General features: G+C 47.9%; 13 protein-coding genes and 2 other annotated features. Of the genes, 5 read left to right on the forward strand and 8 right to left on the reverse strand.

The genetic code is table 11. The features are described from left to right. The first annotated feature begins 127 nt into the window (after positions 1–127). From ACSQ2E_RS19865 to ACSQ2E_RS19880, 4 genes are all read left to right on the forward strand, one after another. Positions 128–1,762, forward strand: coding sequence for a PTS transporter subunit IIBC (locus tag ACSQ2E_RS19865; protein ID WP_435993448.1), 1,635 nt, complete (start codon positions 128–130; stop codon positions 1,760–1,762). Between the two features lie 3 nt (positions 1,763–1,765). After that, positions 1,766–2,563 (forward strand): endonuclease/exonuclease/phosphatase family protein, encoded by a 798-nt coding sequence (locus ACSQ2E_RS19870; protein WP_435993450.1) that lies wholly within the window; start codon positions 1,766–1,768, stop codon positions 2,561–2,563. A 165-nt stretch (positions 2,564–2,728) separates the two neighbouring features. Continuing rightward, a complete protein-coding gene (locus tag ACSQ2E_RS19875; protein ID WP_435993452.1) occupies positions 2,729–4,450 on the forward strand; it encodes a pyruvate oxidase in 1,722 nt (573 codons plus the stop codon). Positions 4,451–4,501: 51 nt separating this feature from the next. After that, positions 4,502–6,082 (forward strand): FMN-binding glutamate synthase family protein, encoded by a 1,581-nt coding sequence (locus ACSQ2E_RS19880; protein WP_435993454.1) that lies wholly within the window; start codon positions 4,502–4,504, stop codon positions 6,080–6,082. 64 nt (positions 6,083–6,146) lie between these two features. Here the strand turns inward: ACSQ2E_RS19880 and ACSQ2E_RS19885 are convergent, their stop codons facing one another. Next, entirely contained in the window at positions 6,147–9,104 is a 2,958-nt protein-coding gene (locus tag ACSQ2E_RS19885; protein ID WP_435993456.1) for a carbohydrate binding domain-containing protein, read from the reverse strand. Positions 9,105–9,523: 419 nt separating this feature from the next. After that, the gene (locus ACSQ2E_RS19890) at positions 9,524–10,549 is read right to left on the reverse strand and encodes a LacI family DNA-binding transcriptional regulator (RefSeq protein ID WP_435993458.1); all 1,026 of its coding nucleotides are present in this window, start codon (positions 10,547–10,549) and stop codon (positions 9,524–9,526) included. Between the two features lie 139 nt (positions 10,550–10,688). Here ACSQ2E_RS19890 and ACSQ2E_RS19895 point away from each other — a divergent pair, with 139 nt between their 5' ends. Continuing rightward, entirely contained in the window at positions 10,689–12,374 is a 1,686-nt protein-coding gene (locus tag ACSQ2E_RS19895; RefSeq protein ID WP_435993460.1) for a hypothetical protein, read from the forward strand. A gap of 40 nt (positions 12,375–12,414) precedes the next feature. Here the strand turns inward: ACSQ2E_RS19895 and ACSQ2E_RS19900 are convergent, their stop codons facing one another. The 6 genes from ACSQ2E_RS19900 to ACSQ2E_RS19925 form a co-directional block, all read right to left on the reverse strand. Continuing rightward, positions 12,415–12,972, reverse strand: a complete 558-nt coding sequence (locus ACSQ2E_RS19900; protein ID WP_435993462.1) for a GNAT family N-acetyltransferase — start codon at positions 12,970–12,972, stop codon at positions 12,415–12,417. A 112-nt stretch (positions 12,973–13,084) separates the two neighbouring features. Further along, entirely contained in the window at positions 13,085–13,258 is a 174-nt protein-coding gene (locus ACSQ2E_RS19905) for a hypothetical protein (protein WP_156030071.1), read from the reverse strand. Between the two features lie 107 nt (positions 13,259–13,365). Beyond that, positions 13,366–14,796: a proline--tRNA ligase gene (gene proS / locus ACSQ2E_RS19910; RefSeq protein WP_435993464.1), complete on the reverse strand. Its 1,431-nt coding sequence runs from the start codon at positions 14,794–14,796 to the stop codon at positions 13,366–13,368. 79 nt (positions 14,797–14,875) lie between these two features. Further along, positions 14,876–15,081 (reverse strand) — a binding site (T-box leader). A gap of 46 nt (positions 15,082–15,127) precedes the next feature. Continuing rightward, positions 15,128–16,153, reverse strand: a complete 1,026-nt coding sequence (locus tag ACSQ2E_RS19915; RefSeq protein WP_435993466.1) for a hypothetical protein — start codon at positions 16,151–16,153, stop codon at positions 15,128–15,130. Between the two features lie 27 nt (positions 16,154–16,180). Continuing rightward, positions 16,181–17,404: an MFS transporter gene (locus ACSQ2E_RS19920; RefSeq protein ID WP_435993468.1), complete on the reverse strand. Its 1,224-nt coding sequence runs from the start codon at positions 17,402–17,404 to the stop codon at positions 16,181–16,183. A 59-nt stretch (positions 17,405–17,463) separates the two neighbouring features. Beyond that, positions 17,464–17,715: a binding site (T-box leader), on the reverse strand. 52 nt (positions 17,716–17,767) lie between these two features. Further along, positions 17,768–18,331 (reverse strand): hypothetical protein, encoded by a 564-nt coding sequence (locus tag ACSQ2E_RS19925; protein ID WP_435993470.1) that lies wholly within the window; start codon positions 18,329–18,331, stop codon positions 17,768–17,770. Positions 18,332–18,373 lie beyond the last annotated feature (42 nt).

Here is an 18,373-nt window from a genome sequence, read left to right on the forward strand (position 1 = left end):
ACATAGCACCATACCATGAAGACACAGCGACACGCATTTCATTTTAAGCTGAAATGTAAACGCACACATGTCATCCAATGTAAGAAATATAGTTCAATAGATTGATGTTAAAGGAGGAAACGGGTTTATGAAGAATGTATTGTCATTTGATTTTTGGCAGAAGTTCGGGAAAGCATTGCTTGTGGTCGTGGCCGTCATGCCAGCTGCAGGGATCATGATTTCCCTCGGTAAGTTGATTGCAATGATGGGTGGAGACATCACATTTGTGCAAACGATTGCAAGAGTTATGGAAGATATCGGGTGGGGAGTCATCACTAATCTCCACATCCTGTTCGCAGTCGCAATCGGGGGCTCATGGGCGAAAGAACGTGCAGGAGGTGCCTTCGCTGCCCTGATCGCCTTCATCCTGATCAACCGGATTACAGGAGCGATCTTCGGAGTGAGTGGGGATATGCTAGGTGATCCCGAAGCAACGGTCTCTTCCCTGTTCGGACAAACGCTGGTCGTTTCAGATTATTTCACATCGGTCCTTGGTGCACCTTCCCTTAATATGGGTGTGTTCGTCGGAATCATTTCCGGTTTCCTTGGAGCCAACCTTTTCAACAAGTATTACAACTACAGCAAATTGCCTGATGCCCTTTCCTTCTTTAACGGGAAACGTTTCGTACCGTTCGTCGTGATCGTCGGATCGGTCATCATCGCCGTCATCATGTCGATTGTATGGCCATTCATTCAAGGACTTCTGAATGACTTCGGTCAGTGGATCGCCACATCGCGTAACACGGCGCCTATCATCGCCCCATTCGTATTCGGCGCATTGGAGCGTCTGTTACTGCCATTCGGTCTGCATCATATGCTAACGGTTCCAATCAACTACACGGAACTTGGCGGGACGTATACCATCTTGACAGGTTCAAGTGCAGGATCGACGGTTGCGGGACAAGATCCACTATGGCTTGCCTGGATTGCCGACCTGAACAATTTCCTGGCAGCAGGAGACACGGCAAGCTACAAACAATTGTTAAACGATGTGACACCGGCCCGTTTCAAAGTCGGTCAAATGATTTTATCCACAGCTGCCCTGATCGGTATCGCATATGCCATGTACCGCAATGTGGATAAAGATAAGAAGAAAAAATACAAATCCATGTTCTTCTCAGCTGGTTTAGCTGTATTTTTAACAGGTGTTACCGAACCGATCGAATTCATGTTCATGTTCGCTGCTCCATTGTTATATGTGGTGTACGCAATCATGACGGGACTTGCTTTCGCGATTGTGGATATCGTTCACATCCGCGTTCATTCTTTCGGATCCATCGAGCTTCTCACCCGTGTACCGATGATCATCAAAGCAGGCCTGTGGGTCGACCTTGTAAACTTTGTCATCGCGTGTCTCGTGTTCTTTGGTTTGAACTTTGCCGTTGCCAACTTCCTGATCAAAAAGTTCAACTTCCCGACACCGGGTCGTAATGGAAACTATATTGAAGATGAAACGACAACCGGCAGCGGAAGTGTAAGTGCCGATTCAATTGCACCTAAAGTCGTTGCCATGCTTGGCGGCAGTGACAACATCGTGGACGTTGATGCCTGCATGACCCGTCTTCGTGTAACGGTAAAAGACACGAGCCTTGTCGACACTGAACAGGAATGGAAGAAAAACGGGGCACTCGGCCTCATCCTGAAAGATAAGGGCGTCCAGGCCATTTACGGTCCGAAAGCAGACGTCATCAAGTCGGACATTCAAGACCTACTGGGAGCATAATCCATGAAATTACTCACGCTGAATTGTCACTCATGGCAGGAAGATAACCAGCTCGGGAAAATCTCGATTTTAGCCGATGACATCGCGGAGAAATCCTACGATGTCATCGCCCTTCAGGAAGTCAGTCAGCTGATTGAAAGCGAAATCGCCCATGGCATGGTCAAAAAAGACAACTTTGCCTTTGTACTCCTTGGAGAACTGAAGAAGCGAGGCGTAACAGATTACACACTTGTCTGGGACTTCGCTCATATCGGCTACGACGTCTATGAAGAAGGCATCGCCATTTTGACGAAGCACCCCGTCGTGGAGGAACATCGCTTCTTCATCTCGAGAAGCCATGATCAAGCCTATTGGAAAACCCGTAAGATCGTAGGGGCCACCATTTCTTATCATGGTAAGCCCCTCACCTTCTACTCCTGCCACCTCGGCTGGTGGAGGGACGATGAAGAACCATTCAAGTACCAGGTAGACTCCTTAATGGAGCAGGTCACCCCTGAATCCCCGTACTTCTTAATGGGCGATTTCAATAACAATGCCCTGGTTCGTGATGAAGGATACGATTATCTCCTTTCCAAAGGGCTACTGGATACATTCGGGGAAGCCCTTGAACGGGACAGCGGCATCACCGTCCGGGGAAACATTGCCGGTTGGGATGAGAATACAGTTGATTTGCGACTCGATCTCATCCTCTCCAGTGAAAAAATAGATGTAGCTTCATCCCGGGTCATCTTTAACGATGATAATAAACCTGTCGTGTCGGATCATTTCGGAGTGGAAGTGTTGTTAGGAGAAAGCAACTGATCGTGGATCGGTTGCTTTTTTATTTTGCGTTCGGAGAAGGTCTCGTGGAAGGATATCGACCGTTCTACATCTATCGACAAATTTCGCAACCACCCTCTCTCCCCCACGTTTAACAAATCCACATCAGTGGTAAAAAATCACTATACACAATAAGGAGGTTCAACTATGGGACATAAACTCGCAGGGCAGGCAGCTGCAGATATCATGGAACAATGGAAGATCAAGCATGTATTCGGTCTTCCCGGTGATTCCATCAATCACTTTGTCGACGTACTACGAAGTGAAAAAGAGGAAATTGAGTTCATCCAGGTCAGACACGAGGAAGTCGGGGCACTTGCCGCCTCGTCGTATGCGAAACTCACGGGGAACATCGGGGTATGTTTATCCATTGGCGGACCCGGGGCCATCCACCTGTTAAATGGATTGTATGACGCGAAGGCCGACGGGGCACCCGTGTTGGTTTTGGCCGGACAGGTCGCGACTGCGGAGCTTGGCATGGACTCATTCCAGGAAGTTCATCTGGACCGGGTGTTTGCTGACGTTTCCGTATACTGTGAACGGGTGTCTTCACCTGAGTCACTTCCCGATCTCATGAATCAGGCAATCAGGACCGCTTATGCCAAAAAAGGGGTGTCCGTGCTGATCATCCCGGACGATATCCCTGGTCAAAAGATCAAGGACACCATAAAAGACACATCCAGTATCCCGGCAGCGACCATCGCCGCTCCCCTGGAACAAGATGTGAGGACCGGACTGGAATACGTACATAAAGCACAACGTCCGGTCATCCTAGCAGGAACGGGTTCCAGGCATGCCGCCCGTGAACTCGAGGCTTTCGCCGAAAAAATCGCGGCTCCGGTCATCTTTACACTTCCGTCTAAAGGAATATTCCCTGACAAGCATCCCCATAATCTCGGACAGCTCGGTCAAATCGGGACGAAACCCGCATATGAAGCGATGGAAGAAGCAGATCTTCTCATCATGATCGGTACGTCGTTCCCTTATCGTGATTTCCTACCCGATGATACGCCCGCCGTTCAGATCGATGCGGATCCGGCACAAATCGGAAAGAGATATCCCGTTTCCATCGGGATCGTCGGAGATTCGAACCTTGTTTTGAAGCAATGGAATAAACAGCTTCCCGTCAAGGAGGACCGATCCTTTTTAGAAGAATGCCAGAACAATATGAACCACTGGTGGAAACATGTTGAAAAAGACGAAGTCGAAGCGACGACGCCCATGAAGCCTCCTCAAGTCATTGCGGCCCTTCAGAAGATTGCAGACGACGATGCAATCCTGTCCGTCGATGTCGGCAATGTAACCGTCTGGACCGCGAGACATTTTAAAATGACCAACCAGAAAATGATTATTTCCAGCTGGATGGCAACCATGGGCTGCGGACTTCCTGGTGCAATCGCAAGCGGCCTGGCAGAGCCTGAGCGCCAGTCCATCGCTGTATGCGGAGACGGCGGATTCACCATGGTGATGCATGATTTCGTCACGGCCGTCAAATACAAGCTGCCGATCATCGTCGTCATCATGAACAATCGAAAGATCGGCATGATCAAATATGAACAGGAATCCATCGGCCACCTGGAATATGAAACGGATCTCCAGGACATAGATTTCGCCCAGTTCGCCAAAGCATGCGGAGGGGAAGGCTATCGCGTCATTAAACATGAGGATCTTCAGCCTGCCTTTGAAATGGCAGCGAAATCCAATAAACCGGTCATCATCGATTGTGTCATTGAAGATCAGCCACCCCTACCCGGTAAGATCAACTTCGAACAGGCGGCGGGTTACTCAAAGCATGTCATGAAAAAATTCTTCAAGAAGCATGAGGCCGAAATGCCACCGTTACGCAAAGCCATGAAACGACTATTTTAATAAGAAGATGAGCCTTTAAAAGGGCTCTCTTCCCCTATTGGAGGAATGAATATGAACAGTATATCCATCATTCAGTGGATTCTCCTTACCGTCATCATTCTCGCACTGCTTATCCCTGCTGCCCTTATTCTCTATTTATGGATGACGGATGAGAAACAAAAAGAACATGCCGTGTTAAGGAACTTCCCGGTTCTTGGAAAAATGAGATACATCCTCGAGAAGATCGGTCCTGAACTGAGACAATACCTCTTTCATAATGACAACGAAGGAAAACCCTTCTCGAGACTTGAATACACGAATACCGTCATGGCGGGAAAATATAAATCCCGGATGCTGGGCTTCGGATCGGAACGGGACTTCGAAAAGGAAGGCTACTACATACGCAACACCCTTTTCCCTGTCCAACGTGACGAACTGCGCATTGATAACTCACAAAAAGTCAAAACCAAAATCTACAAGCTTGATAAAGATAATTTACTCAGCCGCAGGGAACATCGCGAAGAATCTGAAGCAGATCCCTTTCTCCTGAAAGACGAAGATGCCCAGGTCATCGGTGAACACACCTGCCGATACCCCTTTACAGCGAAAGGCCTCGTCGGTCAATCCGCCATGAGCTACGGGTCCCTCGGTGAACAGGCCATTACGGCATTGTCAACGGGTTTAAACCTCGCTTCAGGTTCCTGGATGAATACCGGTGAAGGCGGATTATCCAAGCATCACCTGAAAGGCGGAGTCGACATCATCTGCCAGATCGGCCCGGGCTTATTCGGCGTCAGAACGAAGGACGGCGAATTTTCATGGGAAGAATTCAAGAAAAAGAGTGAACTCAAGGAAGTGAAAGCCTTCGAATTGAAACTTGCTCAGGGTGCCAAGACCCGTGGCGGTCACGTTGACGGAAAAAAAGTGACACAAGAGATTGCCAACATCCGAAACGTGGAACCTTGGAAATCCATCGACAGCCCGAACCGGTTCAAGGAATTCAGTAATAATGAACAAATGCTGGATTTCATCGAACAACTCCGGGAAGTGGGCGGCAAACCCGTCGGAATCAAACTGGTCGTCGGGAACACGAATGATATCGAAAGCCTCGCTTCCTATATGGCCACGTCAGGAAAACATCCCGACTTCATCACGGTGGACGGCGGGGAAGGAGGAACAGGTGCATCGTATCAGGAACTGGCGGCTTCAGCCGGGGTCCCGATCAAATCGGCCCTTCCCTTCCTTCACGACACCCTGGTGAAACACGGTGTCCGGGATAAAGTGAAGATCTTCGCTTCTGGAAAATTGTTAACACCCGACAAGATTGCCTTTGCACTCGCACTCGGTGCCGACTTTGTCAATATCGCCCGTGGACTGATGTTCTCCGTTGGCTGCATCCAGGCTCAAGTATGCCACACGAACAACTGTCCTGTCGGCGTTGCCACCACCGACAAGAAACTGCAGCGGGCACTGATCGTCGAAGAAAAGTCATTTCGCGTCTGCAACTACATCATCTCCCTCCGCGAAGGCCTGTACAACCTGGCCGCGGCCGCTGGGATCGATACACCGACAAAATTCGGGCGTGAGCACCTCGTATTCCGGGATGAAGACGGACGATTGCATCCGATCAAGCCGGAAAAGGCACTGTCATAATGGAAAGAAGCAGCCGAGCCGGCTGCTTCTTTTTTTGAGGTGACAAGACACCGTGCCCCAACTCCTACTTCAATTCCACATTGTCAATCACCACGTCATGAACACCAATCGGCGAACCGCTTTTACCAATCAGGAACTTAAGACTCGTGTCCTCGCTCACTGGTGTCGTAAACGTATACTCATAATGCGTCATCGCTCCACTCAACTGAGCGATTTCTGATAAATAGCGCGTATACGTAGCATTTTCGATCGTCACTTCCATCGTCCGGCCAACCGTCGAACTCGCGTCGAAGGAAAGGGTGTATTCCACTCCCGGCTTAAGCTTCAGTCCTTCTTGAAAAAGCTGAACACTCCAGGTTTCGTTCCCTTCGTTGCCGATCGAGATCTTTGCCTGACCATCTTCAGAAGAAATACCCGCAGAAGCATCGAAATGAATGTAATTTGCCCAAAATTCTAAATCGGAATCAAACGATCCGTTCTGTAGGACATTTTCACCCGCAGGTCCCGCTTTCTTCTTTAACCAAAGGTTATCGATCTTCACTTCATCGGTACTGCCACCAAGATCAATCACCAGCCGGGACTCCATATCCGTCACATCGGGCATCGTGAACGTCATGGCATGCTTCTCCCAATCAGCTGTGAAAGGGATTGTTGCCGCTGCATATACTTCTTCCCCATCCTTGCTTCTCAACTCGACCTGAATATCACGACCTCTTTCTGCCTCACCGTCAAACGTCAATTCATATTCATTCAACGCCTTAAGCTGGATCCCTTTTTGCAAAAGCCCTGCCTCGTCCGTTTCGCTGGATGGCTTGGACGAGAATACCCGCTCGTCAGGGTCCACTCCTTGGGCTTCCCCGGAGCCTGCCAGATGCCAATAGAGAAGGCGGTCAGGGAATCCCTGGTCGAATGTTCCATTATAAATAAGGTTCCCCGTCGGCAGTTCAGGTTTTGAAGCATCCGGATCCACTTCGACCGGAGGGATTTCTTCCACCCGGATATTTCCTAGCCACACAGGGAGCTTGGACAATCCGAGATTAAATTCCACACGGGCTGCCAAATCATTTTCCTCGGTCATCTGGAACACCATTTCATAGGATTCCACCCTGTCTTTCAGTGAAAAGGATTCACTGTTTGAATAGGCACTGTATCCCCTCTTTTCACCGCCTCCGACTTTTACATTGACCTTGCGTGATCCGGTCGATTTCGCATCGAAGGATACCCGGTAGTAACGGCCCTCCCCGAGTGAAACGTCCTGGATGAGCTGAACGGAATAAGGCTGGCTTCCCGGTTCTTCCACATCCACTTTGGCAAAATTCCTTCCCTCGATCTGATCGACCGAGACATTGGCTTTCCCTCCGAAATCAGGGACGGTCAAGAAGTACCAGTAATCCGTATTTTCCACTCCAGGAATGCCGTCAACATCTTCCCATTCCTGATCAAACTCGGTATTGTACATAAGGTTTCCATCTTCAAGGGGCTGCTTCGCATCGTCAGGCAATGGAGCTTGTTCAAATTCCGGCAGTTCCGGCGTTTGATACGGTCTTCCCGTCAAGTCATACACACGTACATAATCCACATCCATGGATTGAGGGAACATCGTCTCTTCCGTCGGTTCACCGTCGAAATTCCCGCCGATCGCAAGATTCAACAGCATATGGAAGGATTGATCAAACGGTGCAGGGTACGTGAAGTTGGCAGCGTTACCGGTCCCTTTGCTGTACCAATTGTTCTGGGTCTGGCGGAGTTTCCCGTCCACATACCAGCGGATTTCCCCCGGCTCCCATTCAACGGAGTACACATGCTCGTCGGCAATCGTCGATCCATCTTCAAACCTATAGTGATCACCTGTATATTTATTATTCGGCCACGATTCCCCGTAATGAAGCGTCCCGATCGCTTCACCCGGATTGCTGCCCTGTGCTTCTAAAATATCAATCTCACCTGAAGCAGCCCATCCGCCATACCGGTCATCTTCCGGAAGCATCCAGAACGCCGGCCAATATCCTTTTCCAACCGGGAGGGAGGCCTTCATTTCAAATTTTCCATATGTTTTGGAAAACAGGCCCTTCGTCTTCAAACGGGAAGACGTATAGCCGTATCCTTGATAGTTTTCTTTTTTAGCCGTAATCAGAAGCTTCCCGTCTTCAGTCCTTGCATTTTCAGGACGGTCCGTGTAGTATTGCTTTTCATTATTCCCCCATCCTGAAATGAAGGTACCATTCGCATCGGTATATCCGTTGCCGATATCGAACGTCCACTTGTCACGATCGATCTCATCCTCATTGAATTCATCATTCCACACGAGGGACCATGGCGTGACAATAGAAGAGGCGTCACTCGTTTCTTTTCCATTCCATGTGATGATACTATCCAAAGTGGCTTTTTCGATGGAACCTTGTCCAGCGATGGCCGATCCTTTCCCTGATTTCGATACGAGAAGCTCCTTCACCACACCGTCAGACGTAAGAGAGATATTTGAAAGCGCGTTCAATTCTACCCGATTGGCAATTCCGTCAAGCTCTACTTGTGCTTCTCCCTTTTTCCCTGTCGTCGAAATCGTATCGAATTCACCTTTCAATTCGGCTTTTTTCGTTTTTACATTTGATGCTGAGACCATAACATCTTGAAATCCTAAGGAAGTAATCTCGTTTTCTTCCAATAACACATTACCTCCCAGGATAGTCTGTTCAACGACCGAATCCCCGGAAACCGTGATCTTCGACAAATGACCGGGTCCTTCGACTGAAAGACTCTTCAACTCGGAATCTGTCAATTGTAGGGTATCGGGTGCTTCTCCCTTGATCAGCGTCTTTCCTTCTACCGTCACGTTGTCAAGGGTAATGTCCTTTCCGGCAGCCGGTGTGATCACGAGGTCGCCTTCTATCGTTCTATCTTTTAAGGTTGAATCTTTGAGGTGGAAAGGTTTGTCTTTTTGTGGTGAGGCTTTTCCTATATTCGCGGGTGGCAGAGTCATGATGAGACATGCAGCGGTAAACGAAGTGACTGCTTTTTTTAACATGTGAACTCCTCCTGTTTTCATTTATGTCTCACGTGGGACATTTGTATATAACTATAAAACCACTTGGTTCGTTTGACAACATTTTTCTACCATAATGATTTCCCTTTTACTAGAAAAAGCCCGTCCTTAAAGGAATGAAGAAGAACCAGCTTAAGGAGAATAAGCGGAATTTTTCCGGTTACATTCTGAGTGGAACTTATTTTGGGGATAAATAAGGGAAGGTTTTCCGCTTATGTGGTGGAAAACCTTCCCTTATTTGCATTGTTTGAGTCCATAAGCGGAATTTTTCCGTCTATTCCAGCCTTTATTTACCTTTTATTACTAATTAACCGGAATTTCTCCGTCTATTGATCAGCTTTAGTGCTTACCCTGATTTCCCAACCGATAAGTACGGCCCCTCTTGAACCCAGGTGCTAGAATCAGGCTTTTTTCTCTGAACAGGATTTCCTGATGACCAAAGAAGCTTGAAAAGGACTCATCGTTTCATATGGCTCCCCTTCAACCCTTTGTATCAGCTGCTCTACTAACGCAACCGCCATCTCCACTCTTGGAACGTTCATGGTGGAGAGTGCAGGTGATGTGTATTCTGTCAGCAAAATATTATCAAAACCGATGAGAGAAACGTCCCCGGGGACATCCCGTCCCGCTTCCTTCAGTGCCTTGAGGGCCCCGAAAGCGATATGATCATTGGAACAGACGATAGCGGAAGGAAGGTTCCCCTCCCGGATCCAATGATGGACGGCCTCCCTTCCCGATTCTTCTACGAACCTGCCCGTATAGATGTACTCGGGCTTCACACTGATTCCTGCTGCTTTCAATGCCTTTTGGTAGCCATTGAAACGCTCCACCGCTGCAGGATTATCTTCATCACCCGTAATGATCCCGATCTCTTCATGCCCAAGCTGAAGAAGGTGACGGGTCGCCTCCATGGCACTCGCTTCATTTTCCAATACAGGCATGGGAATGGAAGGAGTACGATGGGTCAGATTGTTCTGATCGAAGACACCGACCAAAAAGTTGACGGAAAGGATTTCATCAACTATCGACTGGACGTTGCTCCAGCTTATGATAATGCCCGCATCGATGCTTTTTTCCCGGTAAAGCTTCAACACGGGAGACGGATCATCCACCTCCGTCATCGTCACGAGCACCTTATATCCCCGAAGAGAGCAGGCATTGATCACCGCCCCGATTATCACGCTGTAAAAAAGATCATCGGAATAGATCCGATCCTTCCCTGGATCCTGAATGATGAATAGCCCGACCGTATGGGTTTTTTTCTTCACCAGTCTCCGTGCTGAAACATTCGGCTGATACTGATGCTCCTCCATGATCTTCAATATCCGCTCGCGGGTCTCGGTCCGTACCTGGGGCGAATCATTCAACACGCGCTGAACCGTTTTCCGCGACACCCCAGCCAGCCTTGCTATATCAAATATATCCATATTTTCCTCCTGAATGGTTGCTTCTTCCTATTATAACGGATGATGAGTGGGTTATGCGGTAAAAAACAAATGAAACCTCCCTGCCCCCTCATCCGTATATACACTATAAACAGAATCACAACCTTGAAAGGGGAACACTATGGGAAACATCTTACTATTTTCATTGATTGTCGGATTGGTCATGGCCTTATTGCTCGTACCGATGGCCGTCATGAAAAAACAAAATAAAAAAGAGGGATACCCATCCTTCCCGGCACTATTTGGAGCCACATTACTCATCACGACCGTTGTGGTATTCCTGTTCTATTATCTCTCGAATCTCGATCAGAACTTCACGAGCATATGGATCCTCCTGATCATTGCATCAGGATTCGGGGCAGCCTTTGCCACGGGGAAAGAACGGATGGTAAAAGGGCTTCTGTTCCTGGCGAGCATCTTCGTCGGTGCTTACTTCCTGACTGCGTTCGTCTTCAATGCTGATGAGAAATTCGAATCGGCGAAAATGGATGTCAAAACAGAGATCCAGGCTTTTGATGAAAAGGAGACGCCTGCAAGCGTACCTCCTCAATTCGCCCGTAATAAAATGAAGAAAGCGTTCGGTCAGGTTCCTAATACAAGTTATTATGAACTCGGCAACCTGCAGATCCAGAAAGTGGACGGTGAGTATGTCTACATCGCCCCTGTTGAATTCTCCGGTTTCTTCAAATGGTTCAAAGGGGACGAAACTCCCGGGTACTTCAAGCTGAGTGCAACGGATTCAAACGCCAATCCTAAATTCATCAAAGAAGAAATGGTGTACACACCTTCTTCTTACTTTAATAAAAAAGTGGAGCGACATATCCGTTTGAATTATCCGAAGGAAATTTTCAACGGGGATGTGCAGCTTGAAATCGATGATGATGGAAAACCTTTCTATATCCAGACGTACGGAAACTTCATCTCTGCCCGTAACGGTTTCGATGTGGAAGGAATCGTCCTGGTCGACCCGCAAACAGGGAAGACGAAGTCCTATGCCATCAAAGACGTACCGGCATTCATCGACGGCGCGGTTTCTCCTGAAACGGTCAGCCTTCAGAACAGTTATTTCGGTAACTATGTGAAAGGTTTCTGGAACAGCCGCTTCGGTAAATCGGATGTGAAACTTCCATCAGATGAAGGAACCGAGGCGAATGTGAGCCCTATTTTCGACGAAAATGGTGACATGTACTACTTCACCGATTTCACGTCACCTAAAGAAGGCGTCGATTCCATGCTCGGATACTCCCTGACGAACTCAAGAACGGGAGAAGCAACGTTCTACACAGGAAACCTTGAAGAATCGTACATGGATTCACAAGGAGCCCTGCAAATCATCCAAAAGAAATTCATCGAAAAGAAATGGGACGGCGAAATGCCTGTGCTCTATAACTTCTACGGTGAAGCAAGCTGGCTGACACCGGTGCTTGATGCGAATGGTTTCTTACAGAACTACTTCATCGTATCAGCCGCCAACCCGGAAATCTCAGCTTATGCGAACACGCCGAACCAGGCATTGAAAGCTTATAAAACGGCTCTGCAACGCGGAGGCGGAAGCGTCGACGGCAGCTCGAAAGCCGAGGAGAAGCAAGCAAACGGTACGGTTGTCCGGGTGTACAAAGAAAAATCCGGTGATTACACCGTGGTATCCTTCCTTCTGAACAACGGGAAGAACTACATCGTTTCTTCTGAAAACAGCTTGCTCGCGATCTATCTGAAGGAAAATGACAAGGTAAACGTCACATATATGGATACCGGAGAAGCCTTCCTCCCTGTAAAAGACATGACGATCGAAGGATTACAACAATAAAGAAAAAGGCCGGAATCATCAACTGATTCCGGCCTTTTCTCTATTCTCCCGCATTCACATAATACACGAGGTTATCCGTCCACTCCTCAAACTCATAAATGAACCCTTTACGTGTGCACTCATACTCCATGCCCACGGCTTCCGCAAGACGGATCGAAGGCGTATTGTCCAGATTGATATGGGCTTCGATCCGGTGGAAATTCAATTTCACGAATGCCAGCTGAAGGGCTGCCTTCATCGCTTCCTTCCCAAATCCTCGGTTCCAATAGCGATTATGTATCGTGTAGCCCGCCCTGCCCCAGTTAAAGTTGTACCGCATGAGCGTCGAGAAATCGATCGTTCCGATGTTCGCTTCATTCTCTTTCAGAAAGATCCCGAGGATATATACCTGATCTCCCTCGATCATTTCGTCATGTTTCTCAAGCATTTCCCTGAACCAGAACTCCGTGCACTCACTCATATCCTGATAGCCGACATCATACTTATGCTGTGACGGGAGCCTGTTCAGATGTTCGCTCAACCAGTTTTCATAATCACTGTTCACAAAAGGTCTGATGACCAACCGTGGTGTTTCGATGGTTAAGTCCTTATGCTTCATCTCTGCGCCTCCCTCTTATGTAATAAGTTAATAGTACCAACCACCTAAGTAGATTGGTAGTTCTTTTTCATAAAAAAGGAAGGCGCCTCTCTACGGAGAAACGCCTTCATCGTTATTTCTCATTATTCCACTCTTCCTCTAATTCCTTCTCGATTTCCTCATCGGATAAATACTCCTCATCAAGCTGCTGTACATGCTCGGTGATCCGGTTGAGCTTGGAATGCACGATCCATAGGCTGATTACCACGAATACCATAAAGAAAATAACGATGAGTCCCACATCCATATTAATCGACGCCTCCTTTACCTATATTTATTAAGTAAACATAGAAAAAAGAAGACTTTAGTCAGAAAAAGCCAGAAAGGTCCGAAAGTCCCCTGCTTATGTGGAACTCAATACGCCTTCGCCCAATACACCAAGTGTTTCGCATCCTTTTCACAGCAAACGCATGTATCGGACACCTGCTCCTGTTCAAACGGCATGCATCGTGATGTGGCACTCGTTTCTTCCTTTATCTTATCTTCACAGTCTCGATCTCCGCACCACATCGCTTTGATGAAACCCCCCTTTTCATTCACCGTCGTTTTGAACTCATCAAACGTTTTGGCGATCGTTGTTTTTTCTTCACGGTGTTCTCTCGCTTTTTCCAATAGATTGCGTTGGATGTCTTCAAGCAGTGCTGCTACTTTCCCTTCCAGCTCTTCCAACGTGACCGTGTTTTTTTCACCGGTATCACGTCTCGCCAAAATAACCTGCCCGTTCTCGATGTCCCGTGGACCGACTTCCAAACGGAGTGGGATTCCCTTCATTTCGTACTCATTGAACTTCCAGCCAGGCTTTTTGTCACTGGCGTCAATCCCGACGCGGGCAACACCTGAAAGCTGTGTCTTCAAATTATAGGCAAAATCAAGGACGCCTTCTTTATGCTGGGCAATCGGCACAATCATCAGCTGTGTCGGAGCAATCCGTGGCGGTACGACAAGACCCCGGTCGTCCCCGTGCACCATGATCATGGCCCCGATGATGCGGGTCGTGAGTCCCCATGATGTTTGCTGTACATATTGAAGCTTGCCGTCACGGTCCGTGAACTGGATGCCGAATGATTTTGCAAATCCATCCCCGAGATGGTGGGAAGTCCCCGATTGCAAGGCTTTTCCGTCATGCATCAAACTCTCGATCGTGTACGTATACTTCGCACCGGCAAACTTCTCTTTCTCCGTTTTCTGTCCCTTTATGACAGGAATCGCCAGCATCTCTTCACAAAGCTCTGCGTACACTTCGAGCATCTGAACCGTTTCCTCATGGGCATCCTGATCGGTCTCGTGACATGTATGTCCCTCCTGCCACAGGAACTCAAGCGTTCTGAGGAATGGACGGGTCGTCTTTTCCCAGCGGACCACATTCGCCCACTGGTTGTAGAGCTTAGGCAGATCCCGGTAGGAATGGATGATATTTTTATAATGCTCACCGAATAGCACCTCGGACGTCGGACGGACACAGAGTCTTTCCGCTAACTCCTCATCACCCCCATGGGTCACCCATGCGACTTCCGGTGCGAATCCTTCGATATGATTCTTCTCTTTTTCCAGCAGGCTTTCCGGTATGAAAAGGGGCATATACACATTTTCATGCCCGGTTTCCTTGATTTTCCCGTCAAGGGCATCCTTGATATTTTCCCAAATTGCATATCCATAAGGTCTGATGATCATCGAGCCCCGGACGCTCGAGTAGTCGATCAGCTCCGCCTTCGTCACGACATCGGTATACCACTGGGCAAAATCTTCATCCATGCCCGTTACATCTTTTACAAACTCTTTAGCCATTTGAGAGCACCTCGTTTTTTTAGTTGGATTGGTTTTAACTGCGAATCCCCCGACAGAAACAAAAAAAGCCCTGCTTCTCATCAGGGACCATTTCTGGCGGTACCACCCTGATTCAAAGCAAAGCTTTACACTCATTCCATGATAACGGTTTCGGACCGCTGATATCTTCATTCGATACAGAACTTAGAGGCAGGTTCAAAGGTTCATCTATGGGAGCTTCTCACCAAATTGGCTCCCTCTCTTAAAAGACAAGATCCCTTTACTGATCCTCTTCAATGTTTCAGTTATTTTAGATGATTATATAGAGATTCTATGGGGGTGTCAATATCTGCTAGAGGGAATAAATTCGGTCCATTTCCCGTGCAAAGAAATCATTACCGTTCCTCGCATCAAAATCTTCCGCTATTTCCTCCGCCACTTCACTCATCACGTCCATGGCAAACCCCGGGCGATGCCCCGCTTCCAGGAGCTTCCTGTGGAGGACGATTGCACTCATATAAAAATAGAACATCCCATACGGGTCTTTCCCGCTGTCGGCATACTCGATGTGACGCTCCAGTACCTTGATGCCCCTGAGAGGTTCCGTTAAAGCAAGAAATCGGATATGCTCGGAGGCCTCAATGAGAAAGTGGGGTTTATCGTAAATGAAAAAGTATCCCTCGGATTGGTAACGTACGGCTTCCTCCACGCGGCCGTCCTCATAATAAGGAAGGAGCAGCTTGCTGTACGTAAGATGCGGAATTTCTCCGCAGCACACTTCTTTGGATAATAACAGCTTTTCGATGGGAGCCGCTTTTTCCTTTTCCCCTGTAAAATAGAAGTACTCAAGCTGTGTCTGATATTCACACGCTTCACAATCCGACAGGGAATCCCGTTCTGCGGCGAGCCATTTATGATAATAGGCGTGGGCGTCCTCCACTTCGCCAGTCTTCAAAGCCCGTTTATGCTGATGCTGATAATAAGGGCGCAGACTGTATCCGTAGCGGTCATAGGCTTCCTGAAAATCATTGAAAAAAGTCTCCAGGAGCTCCATTTCAATGCCCGGCATCTTCACCAGATGCTCCGCCGTCCATTTATAGATCCATAGGAAGCTTTCCACCCAATCCTCCAAGTTCTCTTCATTATCTAAAAAGAATCCGTTGCACCATTCGAAATGATCGAATAATTCCTCATACTCTCCAAGATAGTTGACGGTCCTCATGATTCCGAACCGACAGCAGAATTCCTTATAGAGATCCCCTTCTTTTTGGGCGATGAACAACAGATCCTCCAACCCATCCCACTTCTCAAAGCTCGCTTCTTCCCGACTCATCAATTCTTCCCATTTATCCCAATATTGATCCACCGTCATCTTCATCCGCGAACCCCCTTCATGAGTGCGTTTTTATTTATTATAACATTCTGAATTATAATTTAACTGTTTTTTCCAAGAATTCTTCCTCAGTGCTCCCCATAAAATCAGGGTGACCACGAGCATGACAATCGAACCTGCAACGACGGCACCCCGAACCGACACCCCTTCTGCCCCCACTCCGATCAGGACCGTCAGTAAGATGACGAGGACCCCTTCAAGCAATCCATACAGGCTCCCTACCCGCCCCATGATCTCAACGGGGATATGTTCTTGATAAAAAGTCTCGAACCCTGTTGTCGCAAAGGCCAGGGCAAAGGATAAAAGAGCGAATCCAATCGCAATCGTCAAGAACCCGTGTGAAAATGCATACACGATATATCCAATAGAGACGATGACAGAGCCGACACCCATGAGGTGCATATGATGAAGCTTATGAGAAAACGCCGCATTCAGGAGAGATCCCAGTACAAATCCTCCCCCTGCAATGCTCACCAGATATCCGTAGGTGCTATTGGAGAGATGCAGCACATCCTTAGAAAAAGCGGCTTCAAGGGAATCGATGGCGGCGGTCATCACAAGCATGCATGTGAACAATACGTATAGGATCATCACGTAAGCCGCTCTCTTGCTGAAACCCCACACCACCCGCCAATCATCCTTAATGATTTCCCACTCAAAGGTACTTGTTTCTTTCAATGAATCCCCCTCAAGTTTCGGTAAAAACAGGGTGATCACTCCTGATAACAAAAGGGCAAGAGCATTCATATATAGGGCAAAATCCGGTGTTCCCATCAGGAATAATATCCCTGCCACCCCGGGCCCGATCAGAAATGCCCCCGATCCGACCAGTCCCCGAAGAGCATTGAACCGCTGCCTGTTCCCCTTCGGAATCAAGGTCGTGATGTACGCCATCGACGCCGGATAAAAGACGGCACTCCCCATATTGATGAAAAGCACGACAACATACATCCACCAATCCGTCGCAAGGAAAGGCAACGCCCCTATCAATACCGCCCTGAAAAAGTCCAATGCCGCCATCAGATTCCGCTTATTGACCCGGTCAATCAAACTCCCGGCCCAACCATTTGTGATAAGCGCCGCAAATGGCTTCAATACATATAACATCACCACCGCCACAGGCGATCCCCACTCATCCAATACAATCAAATTCAGGGCGATCAGATAAATCCAACCCCCGATACTCGAAATCCCGATACCCGATAAAAGCAACATAGGATCCTTCCACTTTTTCATCCACTATTCCTCCCCGCGATTTTTGTAAAACAAAAAAATCCCACCCCCAAGACGTTGGTCTTGGGGGCGAGATTATTGATCGCGGTGCCACCCCAGTTCACCAGCATGTCACCATACCGGCCTTTTCGGGTACGGTCCATCGGCGTATACCCTAGCTCCGTAACGGGAGCTCCCGTCACACCATCCCCGTTCCCGGTTCCGATGCGCTGCTCAGAGCCTTGGTTCAATACCGTCCTTCCTGCCCCTTTTCAGCTGCCGGAGCTCTCTTTAAAGAAGTCTTTGATATCTACTCTTCTCTTCATGGCATTTTTTTGAAATTTTTATTATGGTAGCATGGATGGGGTGAGAATGTAAATAAAAAAATCACATGATCATCTTTTGTTTCAATAAACCTTCATACCCTGGTTTTCGTTTGATGATGTGGATGATAAGTTCTCGAAGTTCATCCATTTCCCTGGCGTCAGCAGTCGTATTGCAATCAGAATACCGGTATTCATACATCTTTTTATTCATCCTGATTTTCATGGCATAGCTTCTACTCGGTTGGATATAACAATTTCCCTCATCAGAAAGATATTTTTCTTCTATTAAATCCAAACTCTTCACTTTTGTAAAAATCTCCTCCGTCTCCTGTTTTGTAAAGGTCAACTCTTTCCTCTCCCCCTCCTCGCTAGTCAGGGAGTCAGAGAAAGTACTTATCTTCATTCCGCCATCGTACAGAATCTCCACATCAAAATTAGACTTATTGGTAAAGAAACCACTCAGCTTCTCGCTCCCCAGGAATCCCCATTGTTCACCCTTCACTACAGCAAACCCGAATAGGAGGATGAAAATCATCCCCAAACTGATAAAGGGGGCATACCATCTGCGTCGATATTCTTTTCTCGGTACTTTACCGCCTGCTTTATTTCTGACCTTTTCCTTCATAACGTGTACACCTCCCCCAAAAATCCACACAAAAAAGAGCAC

Source organism: Rossellomorea sp. LjRoot5 (assembly GCF_964253455.1).
Classification (GTDB): Bacteria; Bacillota; Bacilli; order Bacillales; family Bacillaceae_B; genus Rossellomorea.